General features: G+C 49.7%; 32 protein-coding genes and 1 pseudogene. 11 read left to right on the forward strand and 22 right to left on the reverse strand.

Going from position 1 to position 26123, the window contains the following annotated elements:
• Nucleotides 1-131 precede the first annotated feature (131 nt).
• The 5 genes from AB9H23_RS06215 to AB9H23_RS06235 all read left to right on the forward strand — a co-directional run bounded on the left by AB9H23_RS06215 (nt 132) and on the right by AB9H23_RS06235 (nt 3995).
• Entirely contained in the window at nt 132-821 is a 690-nt protein-coding gene (locus AB9H23_RS06215) for a Nif3-like dinuclear metal center hexameric protein (RefSeq protein WP_370005968.1), read from the forward strand.
• A 23-nt stretch (nt 822-844) separates the two neighbouring features.
• Nucleotides 845-1483, forward strand: a complete 639-nt coding sequence (locus tag AB9H23_RS06220) for a ThiF family adenylyltransferase (protein ID WP_370004534.1) — start codon at nt 845-847, stop codon at nt 1481-1483.
• Nucleotides 1480-1959, forward strand: a complete 480-nt coding sequence (locus AB9H23_RS06225; RefSeq protein ID WP_370004535.1) for a FeGP cofactor biosynthesis protein HcgF family protein — start codon at nt 1480-1482, stop codon at nt 1957-1959. The genes AB9H23_RS06220 and AB9H23_RS06225 overlap by 4 nt, the downstream gene beginning before the upstream one ends.
• A gap of 66 nt (nt 1960-2025) precedes the next feature.
• Nucleotides 2026-2781, forward strand: a complete 756-nt coding sequence (gene sufC, locus AB9H23_RS06230; protein ID WP_370005970.1) for a Fe-S cluster assembly ATPase SufC — start codon at nt 2026-2028, stop codon at nt 2779-2781.
• Nucleotides 2763-3995 (forward strand): SufD family Fe-S cluster assembly protein, encoded by a 1233-nt coding sequence (locus tag AB9H23_RS06235; protein ID WP_370004536.1) that lies wholly within the window; start codon nt 2763-2765, stop codon nt 3993-3995. The genes sufC and AB9H23_RS06235 overlap by 19 nt, the downstream gene beginning before the upstream one ends.
• A gap of 128 nt (nt 3996-4123) precedes the next feature.
• Here the strand turns inward: AB9H23_RS06235 and AB9H23_RS06240 are convergent, their stop codons facing one another.
• The 18 genes from AB9H23_RS06240 to mcrB all read right to left on the reverse strand — a co-directional run bounded on the left by AB9H23_RS06240 (nt 4124) and on the right by mcrB (nt 17909).
• Entirely contained in the window at nt 4124-4390 is a 267-nt protein-coding gene (locus AB9H23_RS06240) for a PRC-barrel domain-containing protein (RefSeq protein WP_010876775.1), read from the reverse strand.
• Complete coding sequence (locus AB9H23_RS06245; RefSeq protein WP_370004537.1) at nt 4344-4970, reverse strand: TIGR00454 family protein; 627 nt, start codon at nt 4968-4970, stop codon at nt 4344-4346. Before AB9H23_RS06245 ends, AB9H23_RS06240 begins: the two co-directional genes overlap by 47 nt.
• A gap of 1 nt (nt 4971) precedes the next feature.
• Nucleotides 4972-6456 carry a methanogenesis marker 14 protein gene (locus AB9H23_RS06250; RefSeq protein ID WP_370004538.1) on the reverse strand — a complete coding sequence of 495 codons (1485 nt, stop codon included), beginning with the start codon at nt 6454-6456 and terminating at the stop codon, nt 4972-4974.
• Between the two features lie 124 nt (nt 6457-6580).
• Entirely contained in the window at nt 6581-7012 is a 432-nt protein-coding gene (locus AB9H23_RS06255; RefSeq protein ID WP_237779312.1) for a universal stress protein, read from the reverse strand.
• A 5-nt stretch (nt 7013-7017) separates the two neighbouring features.
• The gene (locus AB9H23_RS06260) at nt 7018-7974 is read right to left on the reverse strand and encodes a calcium/sodium antiporter (protein WP_370004539.1); all 957 of its coding nucleotides are present in this window, start codon (nt 7972-7974) and stop codon (nt 7018-7020) included.
• 167 nt (nt 7975-8141) lie between these two features.
• A complete protein-coding gene (gene mtrH / locus AB9H23_RS06265) occupies nt 8142-9074 on the reverse strand; it encodes a tetrahydromethanopterin S-methyltransferase subunit H (RefSeq protein WP_370004540.1) in 933 nt (310 codons plus the stop codon).
• A gap of 15 nt (nt 9075-9089) precedes the next feature.
• The gene (gene mtrG / locus AB9H23_RS06270) at nt 9090-9350 is read right to left on the reverse strand and encodes a tetrahydromethanopterin S-methyltransferase subunit MtrG (RefSeq protein WP_370004541.1); all 261 of its coding nucleotides are present in this window, start codon (nt 9348-9350) and stop codon (nt 9090-9092) included.
• The gene (mtrF, locus tag AB9H23_RS06275) at nt 9350-9556 is read right to left on the reverse strand and encodes a tetrahydromethanopterin S-methyltransferase subunit F (protein WP_013296331.1); all 207 of its coding nucleotides are present in this window, start codon (nt 9554-9556) and stop codon (nt 9350-9352) included. The genes mtrG and mtrF overlap by 1 nt, the downstream gene beginning before the upstream one ends.
• Before the next feature lie 12 nt (nt 9557-9568).
• The gene (gene mtrA / locus AB9H23_RS06280; protein WP_013296332.1) at nt 9569-10285 is read right to left on the reverse strand and encodes a tetrahydromethanopterin S-methyltransferase subunit A; all 717 of its coding nucleotides are present in this window, start codon (nt 10283-10285) and stop codon (nt 9569-9571) included.
• Nucleotides 10286-10297: 12 nt separating this feature from the next.
• Complete coding sequence (locus AB9H23_RS06285; RefSeq protein ID WP_147671450.1) at nt 10298-10600, reverse strand: tetrahydromethanopterin S-methyltransferase subunit B; 303 nt, start codon at nt 10598-10600, stop codon at nt 10298-10300.
• A gap of 12 nt (nt 10601-10612) precedes the next feature.
• Nucleotides 10613-11416, reverse strand: a complete 804-nt coding sequence (gene mtrC / locus AB9H23_RS06290) for a tetrahydromethanopterin S-methyltransferase subunit MtrC (protein WP_370004542.1) — start codon at nt 11414-11416, stop codon at nt 10613-10615.
• Nucleotides 11416-12117, reverse strand: a complete 702-nt coding sequence (gene mtrD, locus AB9H23_RS06295) for a tetrahydromethanopterin S-methyltransferase subunit D (protein ID WP_370004543.1) — start codon at nt 12115-12117, stop codon at nt 11416-11418. Before mtrD ends, mtrC begins: the two co-directional genes overlap by 1 nt.
• On the reverse strand, nt 12118-13005 hold the full coding sequence (mtrE, locus tag AB9H23_RS06300; protein ID WP_370004544.1) for a tetrahydromethanopterin S-methyltransferase subunit E: 888 nt from the start codon (nt 13003-13005) through the stop codon (nt 12118-12120).
• 83 nt (nt 13006-13088) lie between these two features.
• Nucleotides 13089-14741, reverse strand: a complete 1653-nt coding sequence (gene mcrA / locus AB9H23_RS06305) for a coenzyme-B sulfoethylthiotransferase subunit alpha (RefSeq protein ID WP_370004545.1) — start codon at nt 14739-14741, stop codon at nt 13089-13091.
• A gap of 19 nt (nt 14742-14760) precedes the next feature.
• On the reverse strand, nt 14761-15510 hold the full coding sequence (gene mcrG / locus AB9H23_RS06310) for a coenzyme-B sulfoethylthiotransferase subunit gamma (RefSeq protein ID WP_370004546.1): 750 nt from the start codon (nt 15508-15510) through the stop codon (nt 14761-14763).
• A 1-nt stretch (nt 15511) separates the two neighbouring features.
• Nucleotides 15512-16108 carry a methyl-coenzyme M reductase I operon protein C gene (gene mcrC, locus AB9H23_RS06315; RefSeq protein ID WP_370004547.1) on the reverse strand — a complete coding sequence of 199 codons (597 nt, stop codon included), beginning with the start codon at nt 16106-16108 and terminating at the stop codon, nt 15512-15514.
• The gene (gene mcrD, locus AB9H23_RS06320) at nt 16109-16546 is read right to left on the reverse strand and encodes a methyl-coenzyme M reductase operon protein D (RefSeq protein WP_370004548.1); all 438 of its coding nucleotides are present in this window, start codon (nt 16544-16546) and stop codon (nt 16109-16111) included.
• Nucleotides 16547-16577: 31 nt separating this feature from the next.
• Complete coding sequence (mcrB, locus tag AB9H23_RS06325; protein ID WP_370004550.1) at nt 16578-17909, reverse strand: coenzyme-B sulfoethylthiotransferase subunit beta; 1332 nt, start codon at nt 17907-17909, stop codon at nt 16578-16580.
• A gap of 305 nt (nt 17910-18214) precedes the next feature.
• On the opposite strand from mcrB, the gene mmp10 reads away from it, so the two are divergent.
• Together mmp10 and AB9H23_RS06335 are read left to right on the forward strand one after the other, a co-directional pair.
• Complete coding sequence (gene mmp10 / locus AB9H23_RS06330; protein ID WP_370004551.1) at nt 18215-19462, forward strand: methyl coenzyme M reductase-arginine methyltransferase Mmp10; 1248 nt, start codon at nt 18215-18217, stop codon at nt 19460-19462.
• Nucleotides 19459-20751, forward strand: a complete 1293-nt coding sequence (locus tag AB9H23_RS06335; RefSeq protein ID WP_370004552.1) for a methyl-coenzyme M reductase glutamine C-methyltransferase — start codon at nt 19459-19461, stop codon at nt 20749-20751. The genes mmp10 and AB9H23_RS06335 overlap by 4 nt, the downstream gene beginning before the upstream one ends.
• A gap of 381 nt (nt 20752-21132) precedes the next feature.
• Here the strand turns inward: AB9H23_RS06335 and AB9H23_RS06340 are convergent, their stop codons facing one another.
• The 4 genes from AB9H23_RS06340 to AB9H23_RS06355 form a co-directional block, all read right to left on the reverse strand.
• Nucleotides 21133-21702, reverse strand: a complete 570-nt coding sequence (locus AB9H23_RS06340; protein WP_370004553.1) for a DUF134 domain-containing protein — start codon at nt 21700-21702, stop codon at nt 21133-21135.
• Between the two features lie 129 nt (nt 21703-21831).
• On the reverse strand, nt 21832-22878 hold the full coding sequence (locus AB9H23_RS06345; RefSeq protein WP_370004554.1) for a metallophosphoesterase: 1047 nt from the start codon (nt 22876-22878) through the stop codon (nt 21832-21834).
• Nucleotides 22879-22882: 4 nt separating this feature from the next.
• Nucleotides 22883-23797 (reverse strand): methanogenesis marker 7 protein, encoded by a 915-nt coding sequence (locus AB9H23_RS06350; protein ID WP_370004555.1) that lies wholly within the window; start codon nt 23795-23797, stop codon nt 22883-22885.
• Nucleotides 23782-24312, reverse strand: coding sequence for a hypothetical protein (locus tag AB9H23_RS06355; RefSeq protein WP_370004556.1), 531 nt, complete (start codon nt 24310-24312; stop codon nt 23782-23784). The genes AB9H23_RS06350 and AB9H23_RS06355 overlap by 16 nt, the downstream gene beginning before the upstream one ends.
• Nucleotides 24313-24381: 69 nt before the next feature.
• On the opposite strand from AB9H23_RS06355, the gene comB reads away from it, so the two are divergent.
• From comB to AB9H23_RS06375, 4 genes and pseudogenes are all read left to right on the forward strand, one after another.
• The gene (gene comB, locus AB9H23_RS06360) at nt 24382-25035 is read left to right on the forward strand and encodes a 2-phosphosulfolactate phosphatase (protein WP_370004557.1); all 654 of its coding nucleotides are present in this window, start codon (nt 24382-24384) and stop codon (nt 25033-25035) included.
• Nucleotides 25036-25050: 15 nt separating this feature from the next.
• Nucleotides 25051-25419, forward strand: a pseudogene (locus tag AB9H23_RS06365) (TraB/GumN family protein); the annotation flags it as partial.
• Nucleotides 25420-25547: 128 nt separating this feature from the next.
• The gene (locus AB9H23_RS06370; RefSeq protein ID WP_370004558.1) at nt 25548-25742 is read left to right on the forward strand and encodes a TraB/GumN family protein; all 195 of its coding nucleotides are present in this window, start codon (nt 25548-25550) and stop codon (nt 25740-25742) included.
• Nucleotides 25743-25904: 162 nt separating this feature from the next.
• A complete protein-coding gene (locus AB9H23_RS06375; protein ID WP_370004560.1) occupies nt 25905-26120 on the forward strand; it encodes a DUF1922 domain-containing protein in 216 nt (71 codons plus the stop codon).
• The last annotated feature ends 3 nt before the right edge of the window (nt 26121-26123 follow it).

Raw genomic sequence — 26123 nt, forward strand, 5'->3', positions numbered from 1 at the left:
CTAACCCCTATCCAAGACCACATACTTCCTCATCCCATCATGTTCAAAGGTGATTAATATCAGAATAAAGTCAACGAGCTCCTCGGTGCATCCTTAAGCACCCAAAAAGGTCCGAAGGTGATAATATCAGAATAGAATCATTTATAGAGTTCATGGAGAGCCTGGCACCGCCTGAACTTGCACTTCCAGGTGACAGGATAGGATACCATGGCCCTGAAGTTGAGGTTGAATCTGTCCTGGTGCTCATGGACTACCTGGATGATGTGCCTGTGGATGGATATGACATCCTGGTCCTCCACCACCCACCCCAGCTTGAGCCTCCACTTCCATACTATGTTGCACATTCCAACTGGGACGTTGCCGATGGCGGTGCCTGTGATGCCCTCGCAGATGCCCTTGGACTGGACGTTGAATCCTTCCTTGACCCTGAAACCGGGCTGGGACGCATATGTAGTGGAGACATTCCACTTGAGGAGCTCATGGAGAGAATCTCCATTCTGAGGCCGGGGACATTGAGGGTCGTGAATCCGAGAGAATACCTGGACAGGGTGGCGGTTGTATCAGGTTTCGGTCTCTCCGACAGGGCCCTCATAAAAAGGGCCTTCTCTGAGGAGGTCCATGTTTACCTATCAGGTGACCTCACCCATGCCTCAGCGGTTCTTGCAAGAAACCTCAACATGACACTCATTGATGCAGGTCACCATGCAACGGAAATGCCGGGACTCCTGAGGCTCCGCGATATGATAGAGGACCTCGGGCTGATGGTGGACCTTATTGATACAGGTACTCCCTGGACAGAGTACCGCTATGAAACATTCTAGCAGTGCACAAGCGGGTGATATGATTGGAGATCTCTGAACTTGAAGGTAAGAAGGTGCCACGTGGAGAGGTCACGCTTGTCGGTGCCGGGAGACTGGGCTTCCGCACCGCCCTCAACCTCATGCAGATCCACCGTGGGGGCCCTGAAAGGATAAAGGTCATCGATGGTCAGAGGGTATCTGCAGATGACCTGATATTCCGCCTCATGGGGGCGAATATAGGTGAATACAAGGTGAAGTTCATTGAATCTCTCGCCTGTGATGGCTTTTCAAGAACCGTTCAGGGCATACCCGAGTACATCACAGTGGACAACCTTAGCCTCATAGGCGGGGATGTGGTCTGTGTGGAGATCGCAGGGGGTGATACCCTGCCCATCACCGCAGAGATAATCCGGTATGCCCAGGAGCGGGGGGCAGCCACCATCAGCACCATGGGGGTATTCGGGATAGGTGAAGAGGACGTCTCAGTGGTGGATATAGAAGAGGCGGACCCTGAAAACCCCATTGCAGCCTATCTGCAGGCCGAGGGTATCCATGAGCACGTACTTGTGGGTACAGGTAAACTCATAAGGGACTGGGAACCTGTAACACCCCACGTCCTGGACAGGGTCTCAGAGGTCATGACGGCAGAGATACTCAAACTCCTCCAGGGGGTCCAGAGATGATAAGGGTTGCCACAGCAGAGTGCTTCACCCATGGCATCGTTGCAAGGGAGATACACGCCTACTCGATGGGTTACCCCATGAACTACCGGTGGAGTGTTGATGCTGAGGTCTCCCTTGTGGCGGGCCTCTTCATACCCACACTTTCAGGTGTCCGTAGCATCCTCAGATTTGAGCCCCCCGAGCCCTCTGCCACCCTCAACGACATAAAGGTCTACACTGAAAGGGAGGATGAAAGGGTGGCCCTCATGATGGCCCGCTCTGTTAGAAGGCTAACAGGCGCGGATATAGGTATAGGTACAACCGCGGGTACAGGCAGGGGCGGTATTGCCGTTGTATCAGATGAGAGGGAGGATGTTATAAACTCTGATGTGGAGGCGGACCTCCGATTTTCGGATCCGGATGAGATCCTTGCAAGACAGAAATCAGGAATCAGGAGGGCGCTGGAGTTATTTGAATCCTTTATCAGCCCCCCATAATATCAGAAGTTATTTATTGTATTCACATTATATTAATCTACAAGGAAAAAATAGGTGGTGGTTTAACTGCTTCTTGAAATAACCGACCTTGCGGTTGAGGTTAGCGGAAAACAGGTCCTCAAGGACATAGACCTCTACATCGACAGGGGTGAAACACATGTCCTCCTGGGACCCAACGGCTCAGGTAAGAGCACGCTCTTTATGACAATCCTCGGATTTCCAAAGTACAGGGTCACAGATGGCCAGATACTCTTCAAGGGAGAGGATATAACTGATATGAGTACAACTGAGCGGGTGAAAATGGGTATAGGTGTGAGCTTCCAGAACCCCCCCTCCATAAGGGGTGTGAAGCTCATGGACCTCCTCAAGGTGGAAAGCGGACTCAGCACAGATGATGAACTCACACCCGAACTCAGGGAACTCGCAGCGAAGATGAAATTCGATGAGGGCTTCCTTGAGAGGGATGTTAACCTTGGATTCTCAGGTGGGGAGGTGAAGAGGTCCGAGATCCTCCAGCTCCTTGCACAGAAACCCGACTTCATAATGTTTGACGAACCCGACTCAGGTGTGGATATAGAGAACGTTGAGCTCCTTGCAGAGGAGATTAACGTACTGCTGGACAAGGACAAGAAGCCTGGTATGAGACAGAAGGCGGGACTCCTTATAACCCACCTGGGCTACATACTGAACTTTGTGAGTGCCGACACAGCCCATGTTCTCATGGACGGTCGCATCGCATGTTCAGGTAACCCCCAGGAGATAATTGAGGATATAAGGAAGGATGGATTCAAGGGGTGTGTTGAATGCTGCGGGATACACTGAAGAAGGCTGAGAAGGCAAAGGAGAAGAAGGCACTCTACGGCGAGGACATCGACCTTGAAAGGTTCATAAAGGAGGAGGCCGGTGAACACGAGGAGGTGACAAGGGCCAGGGAGGTTCCAAAGGAGGTCCAGGAGACTCTCCTCAAGGTTGGTGTGGACCCTGAGGAGAGGGAACGTGCAGGTACATTCATACAGGTTGACCAGTCAGGCATCTGCACAACATGCGCATCAGAGTCAATCGAAATCATGGGGATGAATGTCGCCCTCGATAAGTACAGCTGGCTCAGGGACTACATGTGGAAGGCGGTCGCAGTTGACACAGACAAGTACACAGCCACAACGGCCCTCAGGGAAGCTGAGGGGGAAATGGGTGGCTACTTCATAAGGTCAAAGCCCGGTGCAAGGGAAGTCTTCCCCCTTCAGGCATGCATGTTCATAGGTGATGAGAGGGTCATGCAGACAGCCCACAATATCATAATCGCCGAGGAAAATTCCGAGCTCCATATAATAACAGGGTGCGCAACGGGTGAGGATGTTAGCTCAGCACTGCACGTTGGTGTATCCGAGTTCTACCTGAAGCCGGGCTCCAAGATAACATTCACCATGGTCCACAACTGGGCCGAGCAGGTTGAGGTGCGCCCACGTACCGGTATAATGGTGGGTGATAATGCAACCTACATAAGCAACTACATACTAACAAGCCCTGTGAAGAGCATCCAGTCCTACCCAACGGCCTACTGTAGCGGTGAGAACTCAAGGGTTGTGTTCCAGTCCATACTTGGTGGGCAGAAGGATTCTGTCCTTGATATGGGATCAAGGGTCATCCTTGAGGGTAGGGGCTCAAGCGCAGAGATGGTTTCACGTGCAGTCTCAAAGGATTCATCCCAGATATACTCCAGGGGGCACCTTGCTGGTCGTGTGCCAGAGGTCAAGGGGCACCTTGAATGCCATGGCCTTGTACTCTCAGATGACTCCATGATATACGCTGTCCCTGAACTTGAGGGTAGCGCCACTGAACTTGAGATGTCACATGAGGCCGCAGTGGGTAAGATAGCAGAGGAGGAGGTCATGTACCTGACCTCAAGGGGTCTTACAGAGGAGGAGGCCGCCTCAATGATTGTAAGAGGATTCCTGAGTATGGATATAACCGGTCTCCCACCTGAACTGGCGGCTGAAACAAAGAGAATGCTTGATATGAGCCTCAAGGGCATGTGATATTGCTGGATCTGTGTCCAGCAATATAACTCATTTTTTAAAGAGTGGATTAAGAGACGAAAAGGATATTAAATCGTCCATTAAAGAATAAGTTAAGAGGCGGGGCTAACGAATCAGATAATATCAATCTATTCTGCGATTATTATGAACTCGCCAACCTTCTCAACCTTTCCGAATGGGACAAGGAGGTAGTCACCCTTCTTCTTGGCGCCCTTGACCGTAACGTTTCTCCCGCTGTCAACCTTAATGACAACGTCTGTTATTTTTCCTGTTTTATCGTTGATTATGAGCTCCTCAAGCTCCCCAAGGATACGTGCATTGTTGGTTGCAACCTGGTAGCCCTTTATTTCACTCCAGTACTTCTCTTCCCCTTTTATGAGTTTCTTCTCTTCCATCATTCTCACCTAATTTTTCCAGGACATGCAGATCACTGCAGCTATTTATGTTCACTGCCAGCTCCAGCATGGAAGCCTCAAGGATCCTCTGATCTTGTACTCTGTTTTTACTCATTAATATATTTACCCCGCAGGGTACTAACCCATCCATTGAATCCGAAAAATCGAGTCCATACACTCTGCAGAGTTTTTCAGGTACAGCGACGCAGAGGGCCTCCTCATCACCTGACAGGTACTCCCCTATTATCCAGTCGATGGTTGATGGGGAGATAAGTGGGAGATCTGCATTTATGACCATGACCGGTTCATCCAGGGATTTCTCAAGGTGGGAGAGGATCTCCTGGAGGTCCTCAACGTAACCTCTCCCTGAGGTCCTGAAGATCCTGTGCCCCTTTACATGTTCCTCGGTGAGGGGTGTGTTTGGGCTTGTTACAACCATTATTTCATGAACACCCGCTGCAGCCTCAAGGCTTTCAAGTACATGGTCTATCATTGGTCTTCCATATACCTCAAGAAGGGGTTTTTCACATTCAAGGCCGAGACGCATCCCCCTCCCACCGGCCATTACCAGGGCAAGCATATCATTCAATCCATTTATCCTCTTTCTTTGACTGGAGCTTTCTTCTCATTCCGAGTATGCATGGACCATTCTGCCTTCCGCCCAGGGGGGTGTGGGGTGTTCCCATGGAGTTCATGCACCTGGCCATGACAGCCGCCCCGAGTGCAAGGGCATCGGATACAAATATGCAGTCCCTGAAGCGGTCATTCACGTATTCCAGTATGAGCCTGGGTTTTGTGCCTGTTATACCTGCCCTTCCCGTAACCCCCAGAACTGAACCTTCCTCGATGACCCCCTCATCAAAGGCCTCATCTATGAGCCTCTTGACTATCAGTGCACTCACATGGTCCAGTGTAGCAAAGAGGGTGTGTATGCCGTCCTCCTGGTAGATATTATGGCCAACCTCTGTTAGTTCCTGAAGTTTATCCCCATTCTTACCGGCGTCGCACCCTATGAGTGTTGTCCCTGCGCTGTATGCTGCCCCTGTGTCCACAGGGACTGTCCCGAATCTTTTCCTGTTTACGGGTACCTTACGTATATCTATTATTTCATCATGTATCATCTCGGCGTGTTTCCTGGCCTTCTTCCAGTTTGCACCCTTCAGCACGGATTTCTTGTAGAGATCAAGTGCGGCTCCACCCCTGCAGTCAACCATTTCAGTACCCCTGATTATGGCATCGGATATTGCTCCGGCAAGTCCACAGAAGTTCCCCACGGTCCTTGCATATGGTTCATCGGAATTGACTATTCGACCTGCAAGTGTTGTCCCGAAGTCCAGGGAGACACAGGGGTTCCTGTAATCAACTGTTGTCCACTTTGAGCCTACCTTTATACCTGCAGTTACAAGTTCACCCTCCATCTCATTTGCAACAACCTCCCTTCCTGTTGGGGGTATTACACTTGCAACCGCACCATCGAATATGACCCTGTCAAGGTATGAGAAGTCCCTGAGGCGTTCGGGAATGTTCTCTATGGAGAGTGCTGGGGCCATTTTCCTTGGGGGTATCCCTGCAGCTAGACAGCCGTCTGCAAGGGCTATTATGAGTTTACCCACCTCCTCAGGTGATCCGAAGCCTGCCGTAACACCAGTTGATCTCACAACAAAGTCGAGGTCCCTTTCTATGTCAACCTTCGCCCTTCTTAGGGATTCGTGTATGGTGTCCCGTACGAGTTCAGAGACAGATTCCTTTGTGAGTTCAACACCCCAGACCGTCTTACCGAATACCTCCTCACCCTCCTTTGGGGGTCTTATGTCACGGGTCATCTTCACGGTCTTATCAAGGAGGTATGTTCTGCTTGTGTTGAGGTTGGTGGCTGTCAGTATGCACTTTGTTGTTGTGTTACCCAGTTCAACCGATGCCACTATGTAGTAGACGTCGGGGCGCATCGAGTAACCAGACCCCACGGTTTTCTTTGTGAATGGCGCTGTTTTTGTATCCTCTATGGTTATAAATCTGCTCCTTGCAATAATTGGCTTTGGACCAAATATTCTGCTCAAAAATGACAACTGCTTACCCCCTCATTTAATGTAATATTGTATCCGGGGGGATAATATAAATTTTATGAATAAATCCAGATGAAAAAGAATAAAAGGTGTTCCTCTGGGCTTTCAGTGGCCCTTAGTCTAGATGCTAAACCGTTCTCACAAGGTGTATCGTGCAGGGTGCGTAGTGCACAACCTTCTCTGACACACTGCCAAGGAGGTGCTTGTCAACAAGGCTCTTACCTGTACCCATTATTATGACGTCCACGTCCTCCTCCTCTGCAAGTTTAACTATTTCATCTGCAGGGTCCCCCTCGAGCATGACCCCCCTGAACTTCACGTTGGGGTTTTCTGGACCTGTGAGTCCCTTCTCCATATCCCTTAGGATCTCCTTACCCCTTTCCGTTAACTCCTTAACCATCATCTCCTTAACCTTCTTTGGTGTGAGAAAGGGTACAGAGGTATCCACCACATAAAGGCATATAACCTCCGCCTCCCTCCCATGGAGGAGGTCCAGGGTGTGCTCTATGAGTTCATCCATGTATTCTCCCATTGTTGGAACCAGAATTTTCCTGTACATTTCAATCACGCCAGTACAAAGAGTCTCATAACAACGTATGATATGTATACTGCAAGTAAAATTACGCCCCCACTCCTTTTAAGTTTCATGTTCCCCTGCCTTATAAGGAGGACCAGGAGTACCGTCACAAGTATCATGACCGGTGCGTCAAAACTGAGTGAGAGTGGTTCAACCGGCACAGGGGTTATGAGTGCAGGGACACCTATGCCTATGAGTATGTTGAAGGTGTTGCTTCCAAGTACCGTGCCTATTGATAGCTCATGAAGCCCCTTCACCGCGGATGATAGTGTGACCACAAGTTCAGGTATGCTTGTGCCTATGGCCAGTGTGAAGAGACCCATTATCATGGCAGGTATCCCTGCAATGTCTGCAAGCTCAACACCACTGTATACCAGAATCCGGCAGCCTATAACAAGACCTGTGAAGCCTGCAACAGTCAGGGCAAGTTTTTTAAGGTCAAGTGGTTCCCTCCGGGTGTCATCTGAATTTTCATCAGAATATGATTTCTGGGCCTTTATGAGTCTCCAAAGGTAAACAGAGTAAAGTAGAACCATTGAAACCGCTGCCAGTCTCCCTATGTCCCCCATGAACATGAAAAACAGGAGAATCAACCCGGTTATGAGGGTCGCGCTGAAGTCCCTTTTCAGGCCATCTGCATTTGTCTCTATGACCCCCGCGACCAGTGCCGATATCCCAAGTATACCTGCTATGTTCCATATGTTTGAACCTATTACACACCCGACCCCTATGTCGGTGCTACCTGAGAGTGACGCTATAAGAGCCGAACCAAATTCAGGAAGGGAGGTTCCGATTGCAGATGCTGTAACGCCCAGTATGACTTCAGATATGCCCAGCGAGGATCCAAGATCCACAAGGTTGTCCACAAAGATATCTGCAGATTTTATAACCAGAATCAGTGAGACCACCAGTGCCGCTATAAGAATCAATACTCTCTCAAGCAAATTATCACCAGTTCCATTCCCTCAAGACCAGCATATTAATTGCATATTGACACATAAAAGTTGTGTCGGAAATATGTTGCCGCTTTCTTCTATTTAAATCATTTGTATAATAAAAATTAACAGTTTAATAATAACAGCAGTCAAAAAAATGAAATTTCTGGCTGCTCCTAGAGCAGCTTGAAGAATGGGTGGTCTTCCACAGGTTCCGTGCCTATATCCTTGGCTGCTTCGCTTATGAATATGTCAGCCATCGCACAGGCAGGAAATGCCATCCTGGCGTTTTCTATTGGACCGTAGAGTACGAAGTCACCACCAGCCATCTGCTGGATCAGGTTGGATCCGACGTCACAGACAGGCCAGGCCTCCTTGTGGTCCTTCTTGTACCCACGGAGCCAGTCCCATGCGGATGGCACGTTGTGAATACCGCTACCAACAGGGTATCCCCATTTGCTCTTAACTGCAAAGGATGTCCTCACAGCAACACCTGCACCCTGACCTAGTGGTGTAACTGCAACGTCCATGAGGTACTTGTCGATACCGCACTCGGCAGCCATTTCAAGGAGCCCCTTATCTATTGTGCCTGCACCGTCTTCCCAGATTCCAATTTTACCCTCAACTGTTGGGTCCATTGGGTTAAAGCCGAGAACAATTGAAGCTGACAGTTTCGTGTCCTTGAGTGCCTCGAGTTCTGACTCGTCGGCAGCCATGTTGACTGAGTTGTAAATGGCCCTCTCCTCAAGGCCAACTTCACTGGCGTACTGTGCACCTGCGATCCTTGCCTCACCGGAGGTTGAGTCTATGAAGAATGGTGCGTCGGTGATGTCGCCCACAAACTCCAGGTACTTTACGATTGCCTCAGGTGTCTGACCGAAGGTCTGTACGATGTGCGGGTTACCTGTGACATCTGACATCTCTTCCTGAGTCTTTATGAGGGCCTCTGCCTTGTCCTTGTCAAAGACACCGGCCTTTTCATCCTCAATGATGCTGTGTCCACCATAAAATATTGTTCCTGCTAATACGGTTGGGTACTCTCCTGGCTGACCACCAATTTTGGTTCCAGCTATGTCCAGTACGATCTGTTCCTTATCAAACCTAAACATATGTAAACCTCCAAGCTATAGTCCGAATAGGGATTTTAAAAGTCCTTTTAACAATCCTGCAAACAGTATGTTGGTTACTGCAAGGATAATCAGACCTATCACAATACCATATAAAATACCAATATCTCTACCGATCTGCTGTCCTATGCGCTGTGAGTATTCACCGACAGTGAACTCCACCTTCTCCTCGATTTCATCAAGCCTTTCGTTGGCCTTGTTGAATTCATCAGCAGAGACAAGTACGCGGGGTATTGTGGTTTTTTCTTCCTCTGACATCAGATCACCCCTAATATGCTCATCATTGCAGGTACACCAACAAGGAGGACAGCCAGGAGGAACCCTATGGCTATACCCGAAATCCTTGTGGCTATGAGACCCGCAAATAACCTGCCATCTCTACCGATGAGCTGGTTTCGGTATTTTATGTCCTCTACAACATTTTTAATGCCACGTATATTGGGTTTGTTGGATAGTATAATCATCTGGAAACCTCCCTAGACCAGTAGAAGTATACCCAGTGTCAGGGTGAAGGCAAGACCTATCATTATACCCTGAACCTTACCTGAGTACATACCGGCGAACATTCTGTTGGTGGAACCTATCATTTTAACCTGTGTCTGGATGTTCCTCATCCTGGCCTCAATAAGGGCTGTTTCCGGTGCCACAGGTTTAACCTCTTCGCCTTCCTCTTCTTCTCCGCCTTCCTCGACCTTTATGATCATGGCCTCTTCTTCGAATGCGCCGGGGTCCTTCTCGATGCATTCCTTGACCTTGGCCTTGATGGCGTCGGCGTCCTCAACGTCTATGAGGTTGACGATCTCCAGCTGTTTCTGGAACCTCTCAATACCCTCATCAGGTATGTTTTCAATGTATGGAATGGCACCGGTTGCACCGATGATGTTCCTCTTATCAGGGTCCACACCGTTCTGGTGGAGGGCCTCTATACTCTGACCTGTGATGTGTCCCTGTACCTCTGAACCGCAGAGTATGAGGAACCTGATGTTGGGGTTGGATATGAGGTTTGCGATCATCTTTTCGATTCCAAGGTTCTCTGTCTTGCATGGCCCTGCGATGGCAGCTCCTGCCTCAACAGGTATGTCCTCAATGTGTGAGGCGAGGGTGGTGGCAGCCACAGGACTTTCAGGGTCGCCCACGATGTAGTCACCGTTGACCACAGGCCATCCTTCAGCAGGTGATTTCTTCTCAACCACTTATAACACCTCCTATAAGAGCAGGGCAAACAGGATGATCAGACCAAGTATGAACCCGTAAACCATGTTGGTGAGTTTACCTGCCGTCAGGTACACTCCCTCCCTTCCAGGGTAGGAACCCTCAGGGATGGTTGTTGGGTCCAGTGAGTTAATCAGATCATCTGCTGTAGCCTCTAATGCAGCTATCTGTTCGTTTATTTCGTCCATGGATAATATTATGACTTCCCTTCCAAGGGCAGCCCCTATCATACCGGTGGAAGGATCAAGGGTCAGGTTGTATTCCGGAGCGATCTTAACAAGTGGTAACATTTCCATTTTTAAAGCCTCCTAGTGCTCTTCCTCCTTAGGCCAGAGACCTGACCATTTCACGGATGCTGCTTCCTCGAAGGATGCGCTCACGAATGCCCTGAATGCCAGTATCCAGCAGAGTGCGCCGATAAGTGAAACAACCCACCAGGCAGGGTTGAGCCCTATTCCAAGCAGACCAACAACGGCCATTGATATGAACCCTGTTGATGCTGCGAGTTTCAGTGTCCTTGTCTGGTTCTCGTTTGGACCCAGACATGCGTTGAATGGGTGCTGGATCGCCATTGTGTTGAGTATGAATAGCAGCCCTATGAATCCTGTTGTTATAACTGATGTGAGCATTGCCTGCATTGTGTAGCTACCTGCAATGGCTGCTGAGAATCCAAGGACTGAAAGTGCTGCTGCACCTGAGATCTCCGCGGTGCACTTCTCGAGGATTGGGATTTTCATCTTGACTATCTTCTTACCCAGCACAGCCACAACCACACCGAGTATCATTGCAAGTATCAGTGCAACAACGGGTACTGCAAGGGCAGGTACCGCAAAGACTGATGCCAGTCCAGCGACCACGCCAACTATACCTATTGAAACTGACATGTAACCGATTGATGGCACACCGGTACCGAGACCGTAACTTGCAACCCTCCTTATGGCGTCCGCACCCCATACTATTGCACAGACGGCCCCAAGGGATGCCAGAACTGGCCCTATGACCGGGTTAACTGCGGATGCGTATATGCCTGCAAGTCCGCCGATTATTCCAAGTGCCATGAGCCTGCTTTCAGGTATGGCTGCGCCAGCCGGTCCTCCAGCTGCTACTGACATTAGAAGACACCTCCGTATACGAGTAATGTTGAAAGGGCCCCTGCAACAATGGAGGCTATGAGACATGCGACTATTCCCCTGCCGATCCTCTTGAATTTAGGATCGTGGAAACCTTCTATTGTACCTCCAATGTTATATGATGCAATAACCGCGTTTATGAAGAATATACCCACGGCAAAGATCGCTGCAACACCTGCAGCACCCATTGCACCATATGACAGGGTCTTGAGGGCTTCGTTGAGTGCCCAGTATATGAGTCCACCACCAATTCCACCAAGGGCCCCTCCAATTATACCGCTGACAAAACAGACCGTTGGAAGACCATGGCCCTCGGTACCTGGGGTGACGTATTTTTCCTGTTCCATGCCGGTTATTGGGTCCACGCTGACCTTTGCAGATACCGGGACGGTACCAACACCATACACATAGATCAGGTTACCCACCAGCATGGTGATACCTATCATGAGCATTGAACCAACTGCACCGGCAGCCATTATCATGAGGGGTGACTGTCCGGTCATAGCTGCGGCAGTTATGAGTCCTGTAAGACCTGCCCCGGCAGCCAGCATCGCTGTACCGGTACCCACACCTGTTGCTGTTGCCATAGCTGCTGGTGCACCACCCACGGGTACGAAGTGGACACCTCCACCTATGAGTACTCCTCCAGCGGTTATAGCTCCTATCAGTAATAATGGATCCATTTATTCCTCCTCCTTGTATGGTCCATATCTGTTCCTTGCAGACACTTCAAGCCTGTTGTTGAGGATTATCAGTAACAAGACTATTATGAGACCGGATATTATTCCACCGGTTATGCCGAAGACTATTGTGTTCCAGAAGCTGAGGAATACTATTGTACCGAATGCGAAACCTGTTAATGGGCCGCCATACTTTGCACAGAAGTGAACGACGTCCATTGAGTTCCTTGCTCCAAGCTCTGCCTTTGTTGTTATGTCACCGTGAATCGCAACAGGTATACCTCCACCGAATGGGTACTGCTGGTACTCCCTTTCAGCACCGTAGTGGACGTCCCCTGTTGATGAACCGATTGCACCTATGGTTATACCCCAGAGCACTGCAAGAAGTGGCAGCGGGAAGGGGTGTGCGAATCCAGGGATCGGTAACGTCATGAGATATGATAATCCTACAACACAGAATGTCACAATAAATCCATGCCCTGCAATCGGGCCTAAATGCTCAACCAGTATGTCCATGAAGAGTGGCTGGTTGAACTGGGACTGGCTGACAATTCGTCCCATGTGGGATGTTACAGCGTAGGTTGTGTGTACCATTGCGGCAATTACAGCACCGATTGCAATGGCCATTATCACAGGCAGCTGCATTGAATTCATGAGGACAAATGCAACTGAACCAGCAATTCCGCACCAGGTCCCGTAGGCAACGGGTTCCCCTGAAACGGCCTTGTTGATTATTCGGTGCAGATGTCCCATCTGTGGTGCCAGCTGAACCTGTGAGTTGGGGTTACTCTGGGATCCTACGTCAGACTCTAAGTCCTCTGCGGCTCCTGCTATGGTTGCAGCTGCACCCATGAGAGCTACAACACCTAAACCTGTTATCATAGGGTCCATATTTCTTCCTCCTTTTATTTTTTTGAATAAAAAAAATTAGGTGCATTACACTTAAAAAGTTTGTGTAATGCACCTTCGTTAATCTATTTTGCGGGTGTTATGAGTGCCCTTTCACCGGCTGGTTCGAACTCTCGCAGAGCACCTTTGGCGAATTCACCACGGACGTTGGTGAAGTCGAAGACGAGGTTGTCGTCTGCAAAGGCTATTTTCACCAGCGGGTTGAACACGAAGGCGTCTCCACGGGCAGCATGTGGTGCCTGTGATATACCTGCGTATTCACCCTGGTGTCCCACGTTCATGGCGTAGTTTGGATAGTTAGGTCCACGGAGCTCCAGTGGCAGCCCCTCGTCGCCCCTTATTGAGAAGACGTTGGATGCACCACACTGGTCCTGGAGGTCGTAACCGTAGAATCCGAGCCTGGAGTGCTGTTCCTTGTGGAGGTACATTGAGAGGTACCATCCGCTGAGACCTGTCTGGGCGTTTGCTGTTGCAAATGCTGTGGAACATCCAGCTGCAGCTGCAACGACTGCTGCCCTCTGGGATCCTCCGAACTGGTCCTCGAGGAGTGCCGGGTATTCCTCGTACTGTTCAAGGCCGTAGAATGTAACTTCACTTGCAACGTCCAGGACTGTGTCCATGGTGTTTGGTGCCTCACAGAGTCCATACTTGTCTTCCACATACTCCTTACCGAAGTAGGTGAAGTCGTCAAGTATGTTGTCTGTGTAGGCTGCTGTTGCGTACTGTGTGAATCCGACACCACCTGACATGTATGATCCGAGCCAGATCTGGTCGTAGAGCATTGCACCTGTTGCCACAACGTCCAGTGTCACCCTGACCGGGTCATCATAGTTGACCCTTGAGCTCTGACAGATATCGGCAAGGTAACCGAATGGTACACCACCGGGCTCGTTTTCACCCCTTGCACGTCTCACAGGCAGGTATGTACCCATGTGTATGACTTCAGCGTGTTTTGCAGCGTATGCGAAGTCACCTGTTGCGGCTTCACCTGCTGCCTGTTTGTAGGCTGAAATCATGGACATACCGATCTGCATGGCGGACCATCGTGAGGTTGTTGCACCGTCACAGGTCCTTGAGACTATGGTTGGGATCCTGACAACCTGCCAGATTCCGTCTCCAACCTCTGCCTTGAGGGCTTCTGCCTGGTCATCTGGGAACTGTTTGTTGATGTCTATGACGAATGCAGGGTCGATTTCGTCTGCTATTTCGTCGTTACCTGTGAATACCTTGACGTAACTGTCTGCCACAAGTGCGGGGTGGGTTTCCACCATGTGCTCCTGGACGACAGCTGCACCCGGCATTGCGTGGTTCACTGTTTCAAGGTAGTGGGTTATGGTCTCAGGTGTGACCTCCTTACCCAGCCTCTTTTCTATAACAGCGTGGGCATGGTTCAGACCGACGATAACGGTTCTCCTTATGTCGTCCCACATCTGCTGCATGGCAGCGTTGTTTACGAAGTGCAGGTCGTCCCCTTCAACATAGGTATCGGTTGTTGAAACCTGGTAGGGCATGAGCACCCTCTGACCAAGTGGGGTACCTATGTCAGGGTTGTACTGGGGTATGCCCCTCTTTGCTGCCACTTCTTTACCAGCGTTCACAAACTCGGTTTTTCTCTCGGACTGTTTCCAGCCACCAAGTGTGTAGAATGTGGTTTTCTTCTCTTCAGGGGATTCTTCAAATTTTTTCTTTAAAGCATTTATGAACAATTTGTCAGCCATAATCTACACCTCCCCCGGATTATTCTGGGTTGTACCCTCCTTGTGATCTTAAAACGTGGATTCTCTGCATGATCTCCACGGCTTCTGTATCATCACGGTAGGCTTCACCATCCACGCGGTAGATGGTGGTTTTTTCCATCAGGGTTTCTTCATCCAGTGGTTCACCAAGATCCACGGGTTCGTCGAGTTCGTCACCGATCTGGTTTTTGACCATTTCGACTCTGCCGGTGTCCTTGTTGTAGATCTGCCTTCTTAGCATGTCGAACATCATACCGTCCTCATCGAGACGCAGTGAGTGTCCGTGGACAGATTTACCCCTGACACCTGACCTTGCAGGGTCAAAGAACTCTGTTTCAAGGAGTTCCTTGGATATCTTTTCAAGGTCCCTCTCCCTGGTCTCTATGATCTGACGACCTGAGAGTGTACCTGCGTCTGCACCCCTGTACCTGCAGAGGTATGCCCTTGACCTCACATATGGCTGGGCTGGGGCGAAGTACATTGAGTCTGTGAACTGTATGTATCTGACCCTGTCACCGGCCTTTGCACCGTCTATTGGTTCGACCATTTCTCTTATTGCGTCCTCTGGTTCATCCATCTCTTCAAGTGGTGGGTGAACACTTGGGTATTCTTCCCCTGGGGCCCTGTGACCCAGAATCTTTACTACATCCTCATCTGAGATTTCTCTCAGTTTTTCAAGTTCGTATTCAGGGTTACAGAAATTCCTTCTGTTCTGAGCAACCTTAGTTGTTCCGGGATAGTATTGTGCCATATCATGCACCTCCTAAAGCTAACTTAACCTTTCTTATAATCTCATCCAGCTTCTCCTGGGGACAGGTTTCTCCTCTAATAACTCCACTCACGATGTCAACGATTGTTCCCTTGGTTTTCGGTTCATCCGGCATTACGGCCCTGGTTTTGACACCTATCTTCGCAAAATCCTCAAAGTCAACCGGGTATTCGCATATGACTATGCATGGGCGGTCAACGTTTCTGAGTATGAGGCGTGCCTTGTAGGTGATGTGGTTCTTTACTCCGCCAAGGTGCACCACAAGGAGTCTGTGCCGCTTCATCTGCTCGATTTCAGCAGGTGTCAGTCCAAAGAGGCTTCCTGCACCGGCACTTGGAGCGTCCTGTGGAACCCCTGCGCCTGCGTTGAGTACCAGGGTACTGGTCATTATGTTTGCTTCCCTCAGGGCAAATGTTATCTCGCAGACAGGCTTGGTTATGTGGCGCCTGCCAGGTGACATTGCCACTGCCAGAACTTCACTTCCGCACTGGGCAAAGGTGCCCCTCTGGGCTATTCCTCCTCCTTCACCCATGCCCATTGTCTCTCTACAGTCAACCACGTGAGTGCACTTTCCGATCATCTAATGCTCCTTCTTCCTTTTTATTATTGTGGCCCTTTCACTGAGCCTGGCGTTCTGATCCGTGAGGCCGATGAGTTCATCAGGAATCTCATCAAGATCCTCGCCGTACTTTATCTCGTCTGTGACGGTTTTCTGTGTTCTTATGTACTTGCCGGGAGTAACATCATATCCAAAGGGCAGGAGATCCTCACAAACCCTCTTGATATCTGTTATTGTCTCCTCGTCCTCCACTTCAAGCAGCACACGGCCAGTTTTAACCTGAAGTTCAAATTCCTGGCCTTTCACGTTGATTATGCGCCTGTCAGGGTGGTCCTCTGGTGGTAGTCTCTGTCCATGGATCACCATTCGCTTAACGCCGTGGATGTCCTCAAGGCGGTTAAGGAGTTTCTCTGTGGTGTCAGCCCCTAGCAACCTGTGAGGAAATATCTGAACGTCCATTGGTTTTTTGCCCCCAGTTCTGAGAGATTATTTAGATTTCGTTTTTAATCTCAGCTGCTGCCTCCACAACATATTTGAGTGGTTCTCGGAACTCGTCAACCTGGCTGAATACTTCTTTTATGAGTCCAGAGGTTGCTTCTGGTGAGAACATCTGGGTTCCTGCATCCAGTGCCATTGCGGCTGCCACGCAGGGTATAGCGAATCCCTTACTGTGCCTTGTAACGATGTGGTTTCCGTTGAAGATACCTGGTCCACCTCCACCGTAGATGGAGTGGCTGAAGAATGAAAATCCTACAGCTGTACCTTCCACTTTACCGAAGTCCACGCCCGGGAGTCCTGTTTCGAATTCTATCAGGTCGTTGTAGTAGAGCAGAGTTGATGATACACCCTGAGCTGCCCTTGCTGCACCCTGGTTAACCATTGTGGCTGCCATGAGCCCGGCTGCTGCGTAGGCGTTCCACATTGCAAGGTCGTCTGTGCCGTAGACCTTGTAGTCTGTGAGTTCCTTCTCAACTGTTATGACACCGTCTTCCAGGGCCCTTTCAACCAGGTCTGCTATGACTGATCCAACTGTACCCTCCTTACCGTTGGCCTTAACAAGGTCAAAGACCAGGTTGTCTGCGTTCATTCCCTGGTATGCAAGTCCAAGGAGGTGCATCCTCTCAAATGCTCCTACAGCATCACCCATCTCGAACATTGCTGTCTGTTCAAGTATGGTTGATAGTGCTGCTGCCTGGAGTGTGTTTTTGAGTGTGGCTGCAACAACATGGTTCACCATGATGTTCCTTAGTGCGTATCCTGGGCCTTCCAGTTTCTGTGGAATGTCCAGCATTGTTGCTATGTTTGCCCCCATGTACTCCACAGACTGTGGATATCTTCCCAGAACGGCTGCTTTAACCATGTTAGCATCGTACATGCTAACATCAAACTCGTTGATTATGGCCTGGACAAATGCTGTGGCGGTTACGAGTGGTGCTGCAGAGTATTCTGCTGCAACATCGAACCTTGCACTTGGGACCTGTACGAGTGCCCTTTTACCTCCGCCAAGGAGTTCGACGTTGGTGTCGTCGTCCTCAGTCACCTGTATCATTTCCTTTGCAGCGGCTGCTATTGACTCGGCGTTCCCGACAATGTCGAGGTCGAGTTCACGGCCCATTATCTTACAGGCAGGTCCGCCGACCTTCGCTGTCTTCAGGGCGTTTTCTATACCTTCAAGGTTCACAGCCACTGTCCTTTTAATCCCCTGCACTATGCTTTTAATGGCGGGGTTCCTTAATGGACTTAGAGCTTCTAATGGCACCTGTTCTTCGACGAGGTTGCCTCTGTCGTCGTACAAGTCGACCTTATCCTCAAACTTCGCCATTTTTTCCCTCCTAACAATCAGTTCCGTATACTAAACATCCAAGACCCCCCTTTTCAGGAAAGGCAAGAAGGCCCTTGGAGGGTGTTAAAACACCCGTTTTAGTATACGGTGCATATTTAACTTGATCATAATTAATTAAGATTTCTTTCTGAATCAAGTCGAAAGATTTATATGTATCAACACGTTTTCTTCGGGTTTTATGGATTTTTTGTACGGCTGCGTTGATTTTTATGATCATGCACGCCGCAGGTATGATGGCCGCAGGGTAATAAATTATATTTAAGGCGCGGCACAGAAAGAGGGACATGCAGATAATAGCGGATTTGGGTGGTATACCTGGTAAGGACTGCAGGGGATTCTGCAGGTACTGTTACTTCAGAAAGGTGGGGGAATTTGAACCCTTCGGATGCAGGAACTGCTCCCCGGGGAGGGTGGGCTGTGAAACCTGTGGAAGTGATGTTGCAGAGAGGGGGAGGGAATTTTTACCCCCATTCCTTGTCATGGGTAATGTGCAGACAACACTGATGATGCGGAACCTTCAGGATAAGGACCTGAAGATAAACATCAGCGGCGGGGGTGATGTGAGCTGCTACCCCCACCTTGAGGAGCTGACAGCTGGGCTTAGTGAATTTGGGATACCCATACACCTTGGATACACGAGCGGTAAGGGCATGGATGACCCTGAACTGGCATCCAGGCTCATTGGAAATGGTGTGGATGAGGTAACCTTCACTGTGTTCTCAGCGAACCCCCTCCTGAGGAGGGAGTGGATGCGTGATAGGAACGCTGAAAATGCACTGGAAGCCCTCAGGATATTCTGTGAATCCTGTGAGGTCCACGCTGCAGCAGTGATCATACCCGGTGTGAATGATGGTGATGACCTCCTTGAAACCTGCTCCAGACTTGAGGAATGGGGAGCCACAGGATTCATAATGATGCGCTTTGCAAACTATGAGCACCAGGGACTGATACTCGGAAATGAGCCAATAATTGAGGGTATAGAGCCTCACACAGTCCAAGAATTTGAGGACCTTGTGAGGATGGTTGACCGGGACTTCAATCTCCGGGTTACAGGGACACCTGTCTGTGACCCTGAAAACGGGACACCATTTGTCCTTGCAGATGACTCAAGCAGGGAGTACCTTGAGATACTCCCTGAAATCAGGGGCGAGGCAACCATAATCACAGGATCCATTGCAGCCCCCTACATAAGGAGGATAATAAGGAATCTTGGGGCAGATGACATGGTGAACGTTGTTGGTGTTGAAAAGGACATAGCATGCCTCATCACCAGGAAGGACCTGGAGGGTGTGGACCTCAGCGAACTTAAGGAAACAGTGATAATCCCTGGCAGGGCATTCGTACATGAAATGCAGGCAAAGGAGGTTCTAAGCCGCGACGGTACCGACCGGATAGTCATAAGGGGTCCTGAAAGGCTCACCGTTGATGGGGAGATGAGCGGTACGCTGTCCCAGTATGATGTTATAGAGAGGGAGATGGAAGCATTCTATGAACTTATACAGGCCATAAATTTCTTCGGTGCTTCTGAATGACCCGTGTGGTTGTTTTAACACCAGAGCACTACACCTACGGTTCAATGCTCATTGCCGGTGTCTTGAGGGACCTTGGTCACAGCGTTGAACTCAGGAAGGGCCTTGAGGGTGCCGGCGCAGATGTGGTGTTCATAAGCCTCCAGTCGACCATCCACCTCCTGAGGTACAGGGATGTTATTAATAATATAAGGGGCTTCAGGGTGGTGGGGGGTCCCGTGAGCATGGACCCTGAACTTGTACTCCGCTACCTGGACGTTGACCTTGTAATTCAAGGCGAGGGTGAGGATAAGGTGGGGATGGCCATGGAGGTTGCGGAAGGAATTTGTGATGCATCTGAGATTCCTGGAGCGGCCTTCAAATCACCTGCAGGGATCATCACCAATGAACCAACCCGCTGCTCCATGAAAAGGGCCCTCCCACTTGTGCCTGCAGATATCTCAAAGGAGAACATAAGGGGTGCCAGTGTCTACATTGAAACCCACAGGGGCTGCCCCGGTAACTGCACATTCTGCCAAGTCCCGGAATTCTTCGGCCGTGAGGTCCGCAGCAGGCCCCTGGAGGATATCATAAGGGAGGTCAGGGAACTGAGGAAATCCGGTGCCCGGAGGTTTGCAATAAGTGGGGGAACCGGAACACTCTACGGGAGCAGCAGGTTCAGGAGTATTGATGAGGATGCATTCACTGAACTCCTCAGGGACATAAGTGAAATCACAGGGCCCAGGAATCTGACGGTACCTGATATAAGGGTTGATATGGTGACCCCTGAGATCCTTGATGCCATATCAGAGTACACCAATGGCTGGGTGTTCTATGGTATAGAGTCAGGGAGCAGAAGGATCCTCAGAAAGATGAAGAAGGGCATCAAACCCGAGGATGCTATTGAGGCTGTTGAACTTGCCAGGGAGCACAATCTGAAGGTTGCAGGGTCATTCATAGTGGGGTACCCCTGTGAAGATGAAAGGGACTATGAGGAGACCCTGGAACTTGCAGATGAACTCATGCTCGACGACTACTTTGTGAGCATCGCTGAACCGATACCCGGCACGGATCTTGGTGACGAGGTTAAGGGCCTTGAAGATGAAGATAATCCTGTATTCATGGAGCCATCAGACAGGAAGTTCAGGAGTCTGGCTGAGGAGAGGACATTCGGTTTCATGCTTGATTCATACGTATTCAGGAGCATGCCCATCCCGGTAACCGATGAACTCCTGAGGTCACTTAAGAAGGAGGCCAGGGATCAGCAGGAGCATATAGAAACTGTTACACGTATGTTGAAGAGGAAACTCTAGGTCATTAACCATGTAGTTTAATTCCTTGAGAAGAATAATCTGCATCATTTAATTGAAAATTCTGGTGCTAAATCAGCTTCATTCGAAATGCCGGTTTTCTATTATTAATTTTGCAGACATGACATGATCTGTTTTTCCAGAATAAGAGTTAAATCATCTGGTAAATACACATAACTGCAATATATGCTCCTAATTGAGAACTAACCCTCTTCCGATACAATCACTAAATTACGATTACCACCCCACTCTTCACCAAAATAGATGGAGGTGGTACAGCGTCAAATCACATATAAAACAAGCTGTTATGTATTTCTCATCTAGATATGGGTGGTATTCAGCGTAATCTGATAATCGCTGAATACAGGTCTTCACGTTAAAGTTTCAGTCGGATCCACACATTGGTGCGCCGCACTCTGGACATTTCTCCATTCTGCATGGAACTCCAGGTGTTTTTGGTGCCTCGTATCCGCATTCAATGCATTTGCAGACACGTGGTGCTCCACGTCCAGCGCCAAAACCTCTTCCGAAGCCGCCCCTTCCCATCCTTGGTAGTGTATCTGCTGATACCAGCGTTATGTTTTCTGAATCACAGTCGGGGCACTTTTTGTATTCCTTTTCAGGTGAGATCCACTCAAACTGGCAGTCCATGCACTTGTATCTTCTCCTGTCTGTGATGTAATCACCTCCTTTCAGTATTATTGGTCTGCCCTCGACCAGTGCCTCTGCTATCTTGGCCCGTGCGGATGTCAGTGTCCTGTGAAATGTTGGCTGTGATATACCCATGATTTCAGCGGCTTTTTTCTGTTTTATATTGTGGTAGTCCCTTAAACGGACAGCCTCAAATTCATCCAGGGTTATCTCAACCTCAACTCCTTCCTCACTGACTTCAGGCGAAAATGCAACCACACGGGGTTCTCCCAGGATTCTTCTGTATCTTCTTGGTCTAGGCATGTTTTGAATATATATTCAAAACTTGTATTTAAAGCTTTTCATCAGGGGCCGGAAACCATGGGAAGCCAGCCCCCTGACCAGACCAGCAATCACCAAAAAACCAGAGAAATATAAATATCCAATTCCCCCTTAATCACCATTGAAACCAGGATCAGAGGGGATAAGCTCAATAACAGTGACCTCACAGGATGATCCTATACGGATAGGGGGACCCCATGTGCCTGTACCCTGTGAAACATATAGAAAACGTCCTGAATCCTCATAAAGTCCCCTGATAAAGGGGAACATCATGCCAACAAGGAGGTTGAAGGGATAGAACTGACCACCATGCGTATGGCCAGATAACTGGATGTCAACACCCCTCCTCCTGGCGTCATCCCAGTTAACAGGAAGATGATGAAGAAGTATGAGGGGCCTCTTCGGGTCAAATTCCATTATATCAAGAATCGCAGAAAGCGCATGCCTCCCCATCGAATAACCCACACCTGCAACCTGCACACCCCTGAAATCAACAACACGCTGATCAATACACATGATACCCGCCCCTTCCACCGCAGACCTGAAGTCCCCTGAATAGGTGTCATGGTTGCCAGAAACAAAAAATACGGGAACTTCCACCTTAAGCTCGGAGAGTGTTGACGCTTCAACGGGCCTTGAACCATCCAGTAGGTCACCCGTTATGAGGACGGCATCAGGTTCAATTTCAGAGATAAGAGATGAAACCCTCCTGAGGAAACCGCCGGACCTCACAGTCCCCACATGAAGATCTGAAAGCTGCACCAGCCTCAGTTCATCGCTGCAGGGAAACGGGATCCTAACAGTCCTGACCTCAATATCCCGGGCCCTCACCAGCCCATAGGAAACCATTATGATGGAGAAGGCCGCCGCAGGGATAGGGGAGAACGGAATGCCTGGAACAAGTGATGCTGCAAAGGTTAACCCAAGGCCAATGAGGATGTAAACAGCCATTCCCACCCATACCATGGAGACCACATAGGCAGCCCTTGAGATAAAGGATGGGTATACCCTCTCGGAGATTATGGCTGCCGGTAAAAGAAATGTAAGCGGGAGGCTCAGAATTCCCATACCAAGAGATTCCAGGACAGTAAAATTAAGAAGATAGTATCCTGAGGAGAAGATCAGAATAAATATCAGGACCTGGAACTCCCTCCTCATGGGATCACAGTATGGAGCTTTCAGGTAGTAACTTAACGAGGATGTAGTCGTACATCATTGACTTCCTTATCTCAGATATGTCGCCAAGCCGGTAATCAGAAACCCTCACATCTGCTATCTCGTCATGGTAGCGGTCATAGTTGAGCTTCACACGGACCCCATCAAGCTGGCTTGTTACAGGTGTGGGGGAGTAGACCTCCTTAAGGGCAGGCACCTGATTTTCAATCTCGGTCTTAACAAGTATTGATGGAACCAGAGGTGGGTCCGCCGCCATTTCACGCCTCCTCCTGTCAAGTATATCCTCGACCACCTCAACAAGTTTTCTGAGGGCCCTTATATCCTCACCCCTCTTCAGCCTCCGGGGTATCCTCCCGAGGCCCCCAACATAGGCGTCGGCACCTGGAAGCTCGCTGAGGTCAATCTTCTCAGGGGACCCTGTAACGACCACCGGGATGTTTATATCGCTGAAAAGGTGGGTCTTATCCTTTATACACTGCTCAAAGCTTCCGAGAGCAAAAACTGCAAGGTCATGTTCCTCTATGAGCCTCTTTTCATCCTCTGATATCCTGGAGATCCCCTTACCCGCCCCACGGGCAAGTCCTATCATGTTATCCTTGGCACCGTATCTTCTGAGGTACTCGGATATATCACAGGCAGAATGGGGGAGATGGTGCCGTGCAAGGGTCGGGGAGACGATGGCTATCTCGGTACCGGCCATCGGGGCAACCTTAACCTTCCCCAGGAGCTCCCTGGCCTTCTCCCTCACCTTATCCACGTCCTCAATTGGGACGGCCAGTGTGAGTATGAGGTCCATCTGAAGCATATTCTCCTGGAGCACAAAGCCGCCGAGGTCCTCAATCAGTTCCTTCATTTCCTCATGGCGGTGCACACCGCCCTGATAGGTTAAAGTTTCATACATAATTTCCTCTCCAGATACGTGTACCTGAATAAAGCCCTCTTAACAGGGTCAACTGGAAGGCTTCTATGTGAGGGAACCCTGATGCAGTCAAGTTCCATGTAATCAGGGCATACAGTGAAATCTTCATTCAAATCAACAATGGTGAAGCCCATGTCCTCCACGATCTCCCTTAAGAAATCTGAATAAACCCTTACTTTTATTTTGCTGTTCATCTCCCGCAACCCCGCAGGGTCATGCCACCAGGGGGAGCAGACCTCAAAGTCTATCTCATCAACCGAGGAGTACCTGAGGCTTCCAGGATCCATGTCCTGAACAGCCCTGAAAACAGTTCCTATGGCCTCCCTTATCTGGGGGAATGTGTTGAGTTTAAGTCTAACCGCCCCACTGACTGGTGTCTCAGATAGCACAAATAAAAGGTCTGCATCCTCATCCTCAGGTTTGCGGGTCACATCGTACCCCCTGACACCTGCAATCCTTAGTATGCCCTCACACATTGGTGTTGTAAGAATCCTCATTGAGTCACCGGTGAAGTCTATAAATACCTTGTGAATAAATCTCTCTATAATCATTTATAAGGTGTGCTGATGAGGGTGAGTCTCAGCTTTGAAAAACCAGAGGGCAGTGGACTCTGCATAATGGTGGATCTCCTGAGGGCAAGTGCAACCATAACCGCTGCCCTGGACAGTTTCAGGGAGGTCATCCCTGTCAGGGACGTTGAGGAGGCAATGGAATACTCCAGGATGGGCTATGTGGTGTCAGGGGAGCGTGGTGGTGAGACCCTGCCGGGATTCCTGGCCAACTCTCCCCTTGAGGTGAGGGAACATTCAGGTGATGCCCTTGTGCTAACCACAAGTAACGGTACAAGGATCCTTGAGTCAGTTGAATCACAGGCCCTTGTGGGCTGCCTCAACAATCTGGATGCGGTAGCCTCAGCTGCGAAAAAGCTTTCGGATGAGGTTGAGGTGGTCATGGCCGGTGTTAATGGCCGCTTTGCAATAGAGGATTTCCTCTGCGCCGGTGAAATAATACGTGCCATTGGTGGTGAGTTTGAGGAGTACGCTGAGGCCTCGGTACTTGCAGTTCAGGACAGGTTCATGGTTGATGATGCCATAAGAAAATCCAGGTCAGCCAGGAGGCTTAGGGAACTTGGCTTTGCCGGTGATATTGAATACTGCCTCAGAAGGAATATAACAGAAAACGTACCCGTATACATGGACGGCAGGATATCGCTGATCTAGGAGGCTGCAGTGGACATGAATCTGGAGGAGCTGAAGATAATAGGTACCGCACACGTATCTGGAGAAAGTGTGGATGAGGTGAGAAGAACCATACTCGAGATGAAACCGGACGTCGTTGCAGTGGAACTTGACCCCGGGAGGTACAGGAGGCTCATGGACGAAAAAATGGGGATCAAAAGGGATGAACCTTCCCTTAGGGACGCCCTCAGAAGTGGAAACATCGGTGTCATCCTTGCAGGCTGGTTTTTAACCTATTTCCAGAGGAAGATCGGTGAGGATATGGGTGTCAAGCCGGGCAGTGAGATGCTTGAGGCGATAGATGCCGCCCATGAGGTTGGTGCTGGGGTGGCCCTCATTGACCGTGACATAGGGGTGACCATGCAGCGGGCGATCGAGTCCATGAGCCGGAGGGAAAAGCTGAGGTTCTTCCTTGCAATCATGAGATCCTTCATTGGGGGGAGGATGTGCAGGATATTGAGAGCCTCAAAAGTGACGACACCCTTCTGGAGGTTATGGGGGAATTCCGCGAAATATCACCCTCAGCATACCGTGTGCTTGTTGAGGAGAGGGATGCCTTCATGGCCCACAGGCTCCTCTCCATTGAGGAGGACCGGGTTGTTGTCGTTGTGGGCGCAGGCCACAGGAGGGGGATAGAGCATTACCTCAGAAACCCGCATGAACTCCCCCCACTTGAAGAACTCATGTGAATATCCGGTGATACATCATTCAGACTAATGTCCAGGGCACACCCCACAAGGCCCCGAATAATATTACAAGACATCATTCAGAGTAATGCCATGACAGGGAAAAATATTCATTAAATACCGGTCCAATAAATATTTACTGTGGAAAGAGCAGTGTGATATGCAATGTACGTCATATTCAGATGTGACTGTGGAAGGGCCCTCTACTCAAAGGAGGGTTCAGATACCAGGAAGTGCGTCTGTGGAAGAACCCTGAAGGTTAAAAAAAGGCGCATATTTGGAAAGGCCGGTAGCTTCGAGGAAGCAGCAGAAATCGTGAGAAAACTCCAGGAAGAAAGGTATGGTACCTGCCATTTCACAAATCCAGTGAAAAGGGAATAGAAC

It is taken from the genome of Methanothermobacter sp. KEPCO 2, from assembly GCF_041228365.1.
Lineage (GTDB): Archaea > Methanobacteriota > Methanobacteria > Methanobacteriales > Methanothermobacteraceae > Methanothermobacter > Methanothermobacter marburgensis.

Bases quoted from the DNA above. Each gene is read 5' to 3' on its own strand.
- AB9H23_RS06255 (WP_237779312.1), bottom strand. From the start codon at position 7,012: ATGTACAGGAAAATTCTGGTTCCAACAATGGGAGAATACATGGATGAA.
- AB9H23_RS06335 (WP_370004552.1), top strand. From the start codon at position 19,459: ATGACCCGTGTGGTTGTTTTAACACCAGAGCACTACACCTACGGTTCA.
- AB9H23_RS06340 (WP_370004553.1), bottom strand. From the start codon at position 21,702: ATGCCTAGACCAAGAAGATACAGAAGAATCCTGGGAGAACCCCGTGTG.
- AB9H23_RS06375 (WP_370004560.1), top strand. From the start codon at position 25,905: ATGTACGTCATATTCAGATGTGACTGTGGAAGGGCCCTCTACTCAAAG.
- AB9H23_RS06235 (WP_370004536.1), top strand. From the start codon at position 2,763: ATGCTGCGGGATACACTGAAGAAGGCTGAGAAGGCAAAGGAGAAGAAG.
- mtrH (WP_370004540.1), bottom strand. From the start codon at position 9,074: ATGTTTAGGTTTGATAAGGAACAGATCGTACTGGACATAGCTGGAACC.
- mtrG (WP_370004541.1), bottom strand. From the start codon at position 9,350: ATGTCAGAGGAAGAAAAAACCACAATACCCCGCGTACTTGTCTCTGCT.
- AB9H23_RS06345 (WP_370004554.1), bottom strand. From the start codon at position 22,878: ATGAGGAGGGAGTTCCAGGTCCTGATATTTATTCTGATCTTCTCCTCA.
- AB9H23_RS06355 (WP_370004556.1), bottom strand. From the start codon at position 24,312: ATGAGGATTCTTACAACACCAATGTGTGAGGGCATACTAAGGATTGCA.
- mtrE (WP_370004544.1), bottom strand. From the start codon at position 13,005: ATGGACCCTATGATAACAGGTTTAGGTGTTGTAGCTCTCATGGGTGCA.
- mcrG (WP_370004546.1), bottom strand. From the start codon at position 15,510: ATGGCACAATACTATCCCGGAACAACTAAGGTTGCTCAGAACAGAAGG.
- mtrC (WP_370004542.1), bottom strand. From the start codon at position 11,416: ATGTCAGTAGCAGCTGGAGGACCGGCTGGCGCAGCCATACCTGAAAGC.
- AB9H23_RS06350 (WP_370004555.1), bottom strand. From the start codon at position 23,797: ATGTATGAAACTTTAACCTATCAGGGCGGTGTGCACCGCCATGAGGAA.
- AB9H23_RS06240 (WP_010876775.1), bottom strand. From the start codon at position 4,390: ATGGAAGAGAAGAAACTCATAAAAGGGGAAGAGAAGTACTGGAGTGAA.
- AB9H23_RS06225 (WP_370004535.1), top strand. From the start codon at position 1,480: ATGATAAGGGTTGCCACAGCAGAGTGCTTCACCCATGGCATCGTTGCA.
- mtrF (WP_013296331.1), bottom strand. From the start codon at position 9,556: ATGATTATACTATCCAACAAACCCAATATACGTGGCATTAAAAATGTT.
- AB9H23_RS06245 (WP_370004537.1), bottom strand. From the start codon at position 4,970: ATGCTTGCCCTGGTAATGGCCGGTGGGAGGGGGATGCGTCTCGGCCTT.
- mcrC (WP_370004547.1), bottom strand. From the start codon at position 16,108: ATGATCGGAAAGTGCACTCACGTGGTTGACTGTAGAGAGACAATGGGC.
- mmp10 (WP_370004551.1), top strand. From the start codon at position 18,215: ATGCAGATAATAGCGGATTTGGGTGGTATACCTGGTAAGGACTGCAGG.
- AB9H23_RS06370 (WP_370004558.1), top strand. From the start codon at position 25,548: ATGGGGGAATTCCGCGAAATATCACCCTCAGCATACCGTGTGCTTGTT.
- AB9H23_RS06285 (WP_147671450.1), bottom strand. From the start codon at position 10,600: ATGGAAATGTTACCACTTGTTAAGATCGCTCCGGAATACAACCTGACC.
- comB (WP_370004557.1), top strand. From the start codon at position 24,382: ATGAGGGTGAGTCTCAGCTTTGAAAAACCAGAGGGCAGTGGACTCTGC.
- mtrD (WP_370004543.1), bottom strand. From the start codon at position 12,117: ATGGATCCATTATTACTGATAGGAGCTATAACCGCTGGAGGAGTACTC.
- mcrB (WP_370004550.1), bottom strand. From the start codon at position 17,909: ATGGCGAAGTTTGAGGATAAGGTCGACTTGTACGACGACAGAGGCAAC.
- mcrD (WP_370004548.1), bottom strand. From the start codon at position 16,546: ATGGACGTTCAGATATTTCCTCACAGGTTGCTAGGGGCTGACACCACA.
- mcrA (WP_370004545.1), bottom strand. From the start codon at position 14,741: ATGGCTGACAAATTGTTCATAAATGCTTTAAAGAAAAAATTTGAAGAA.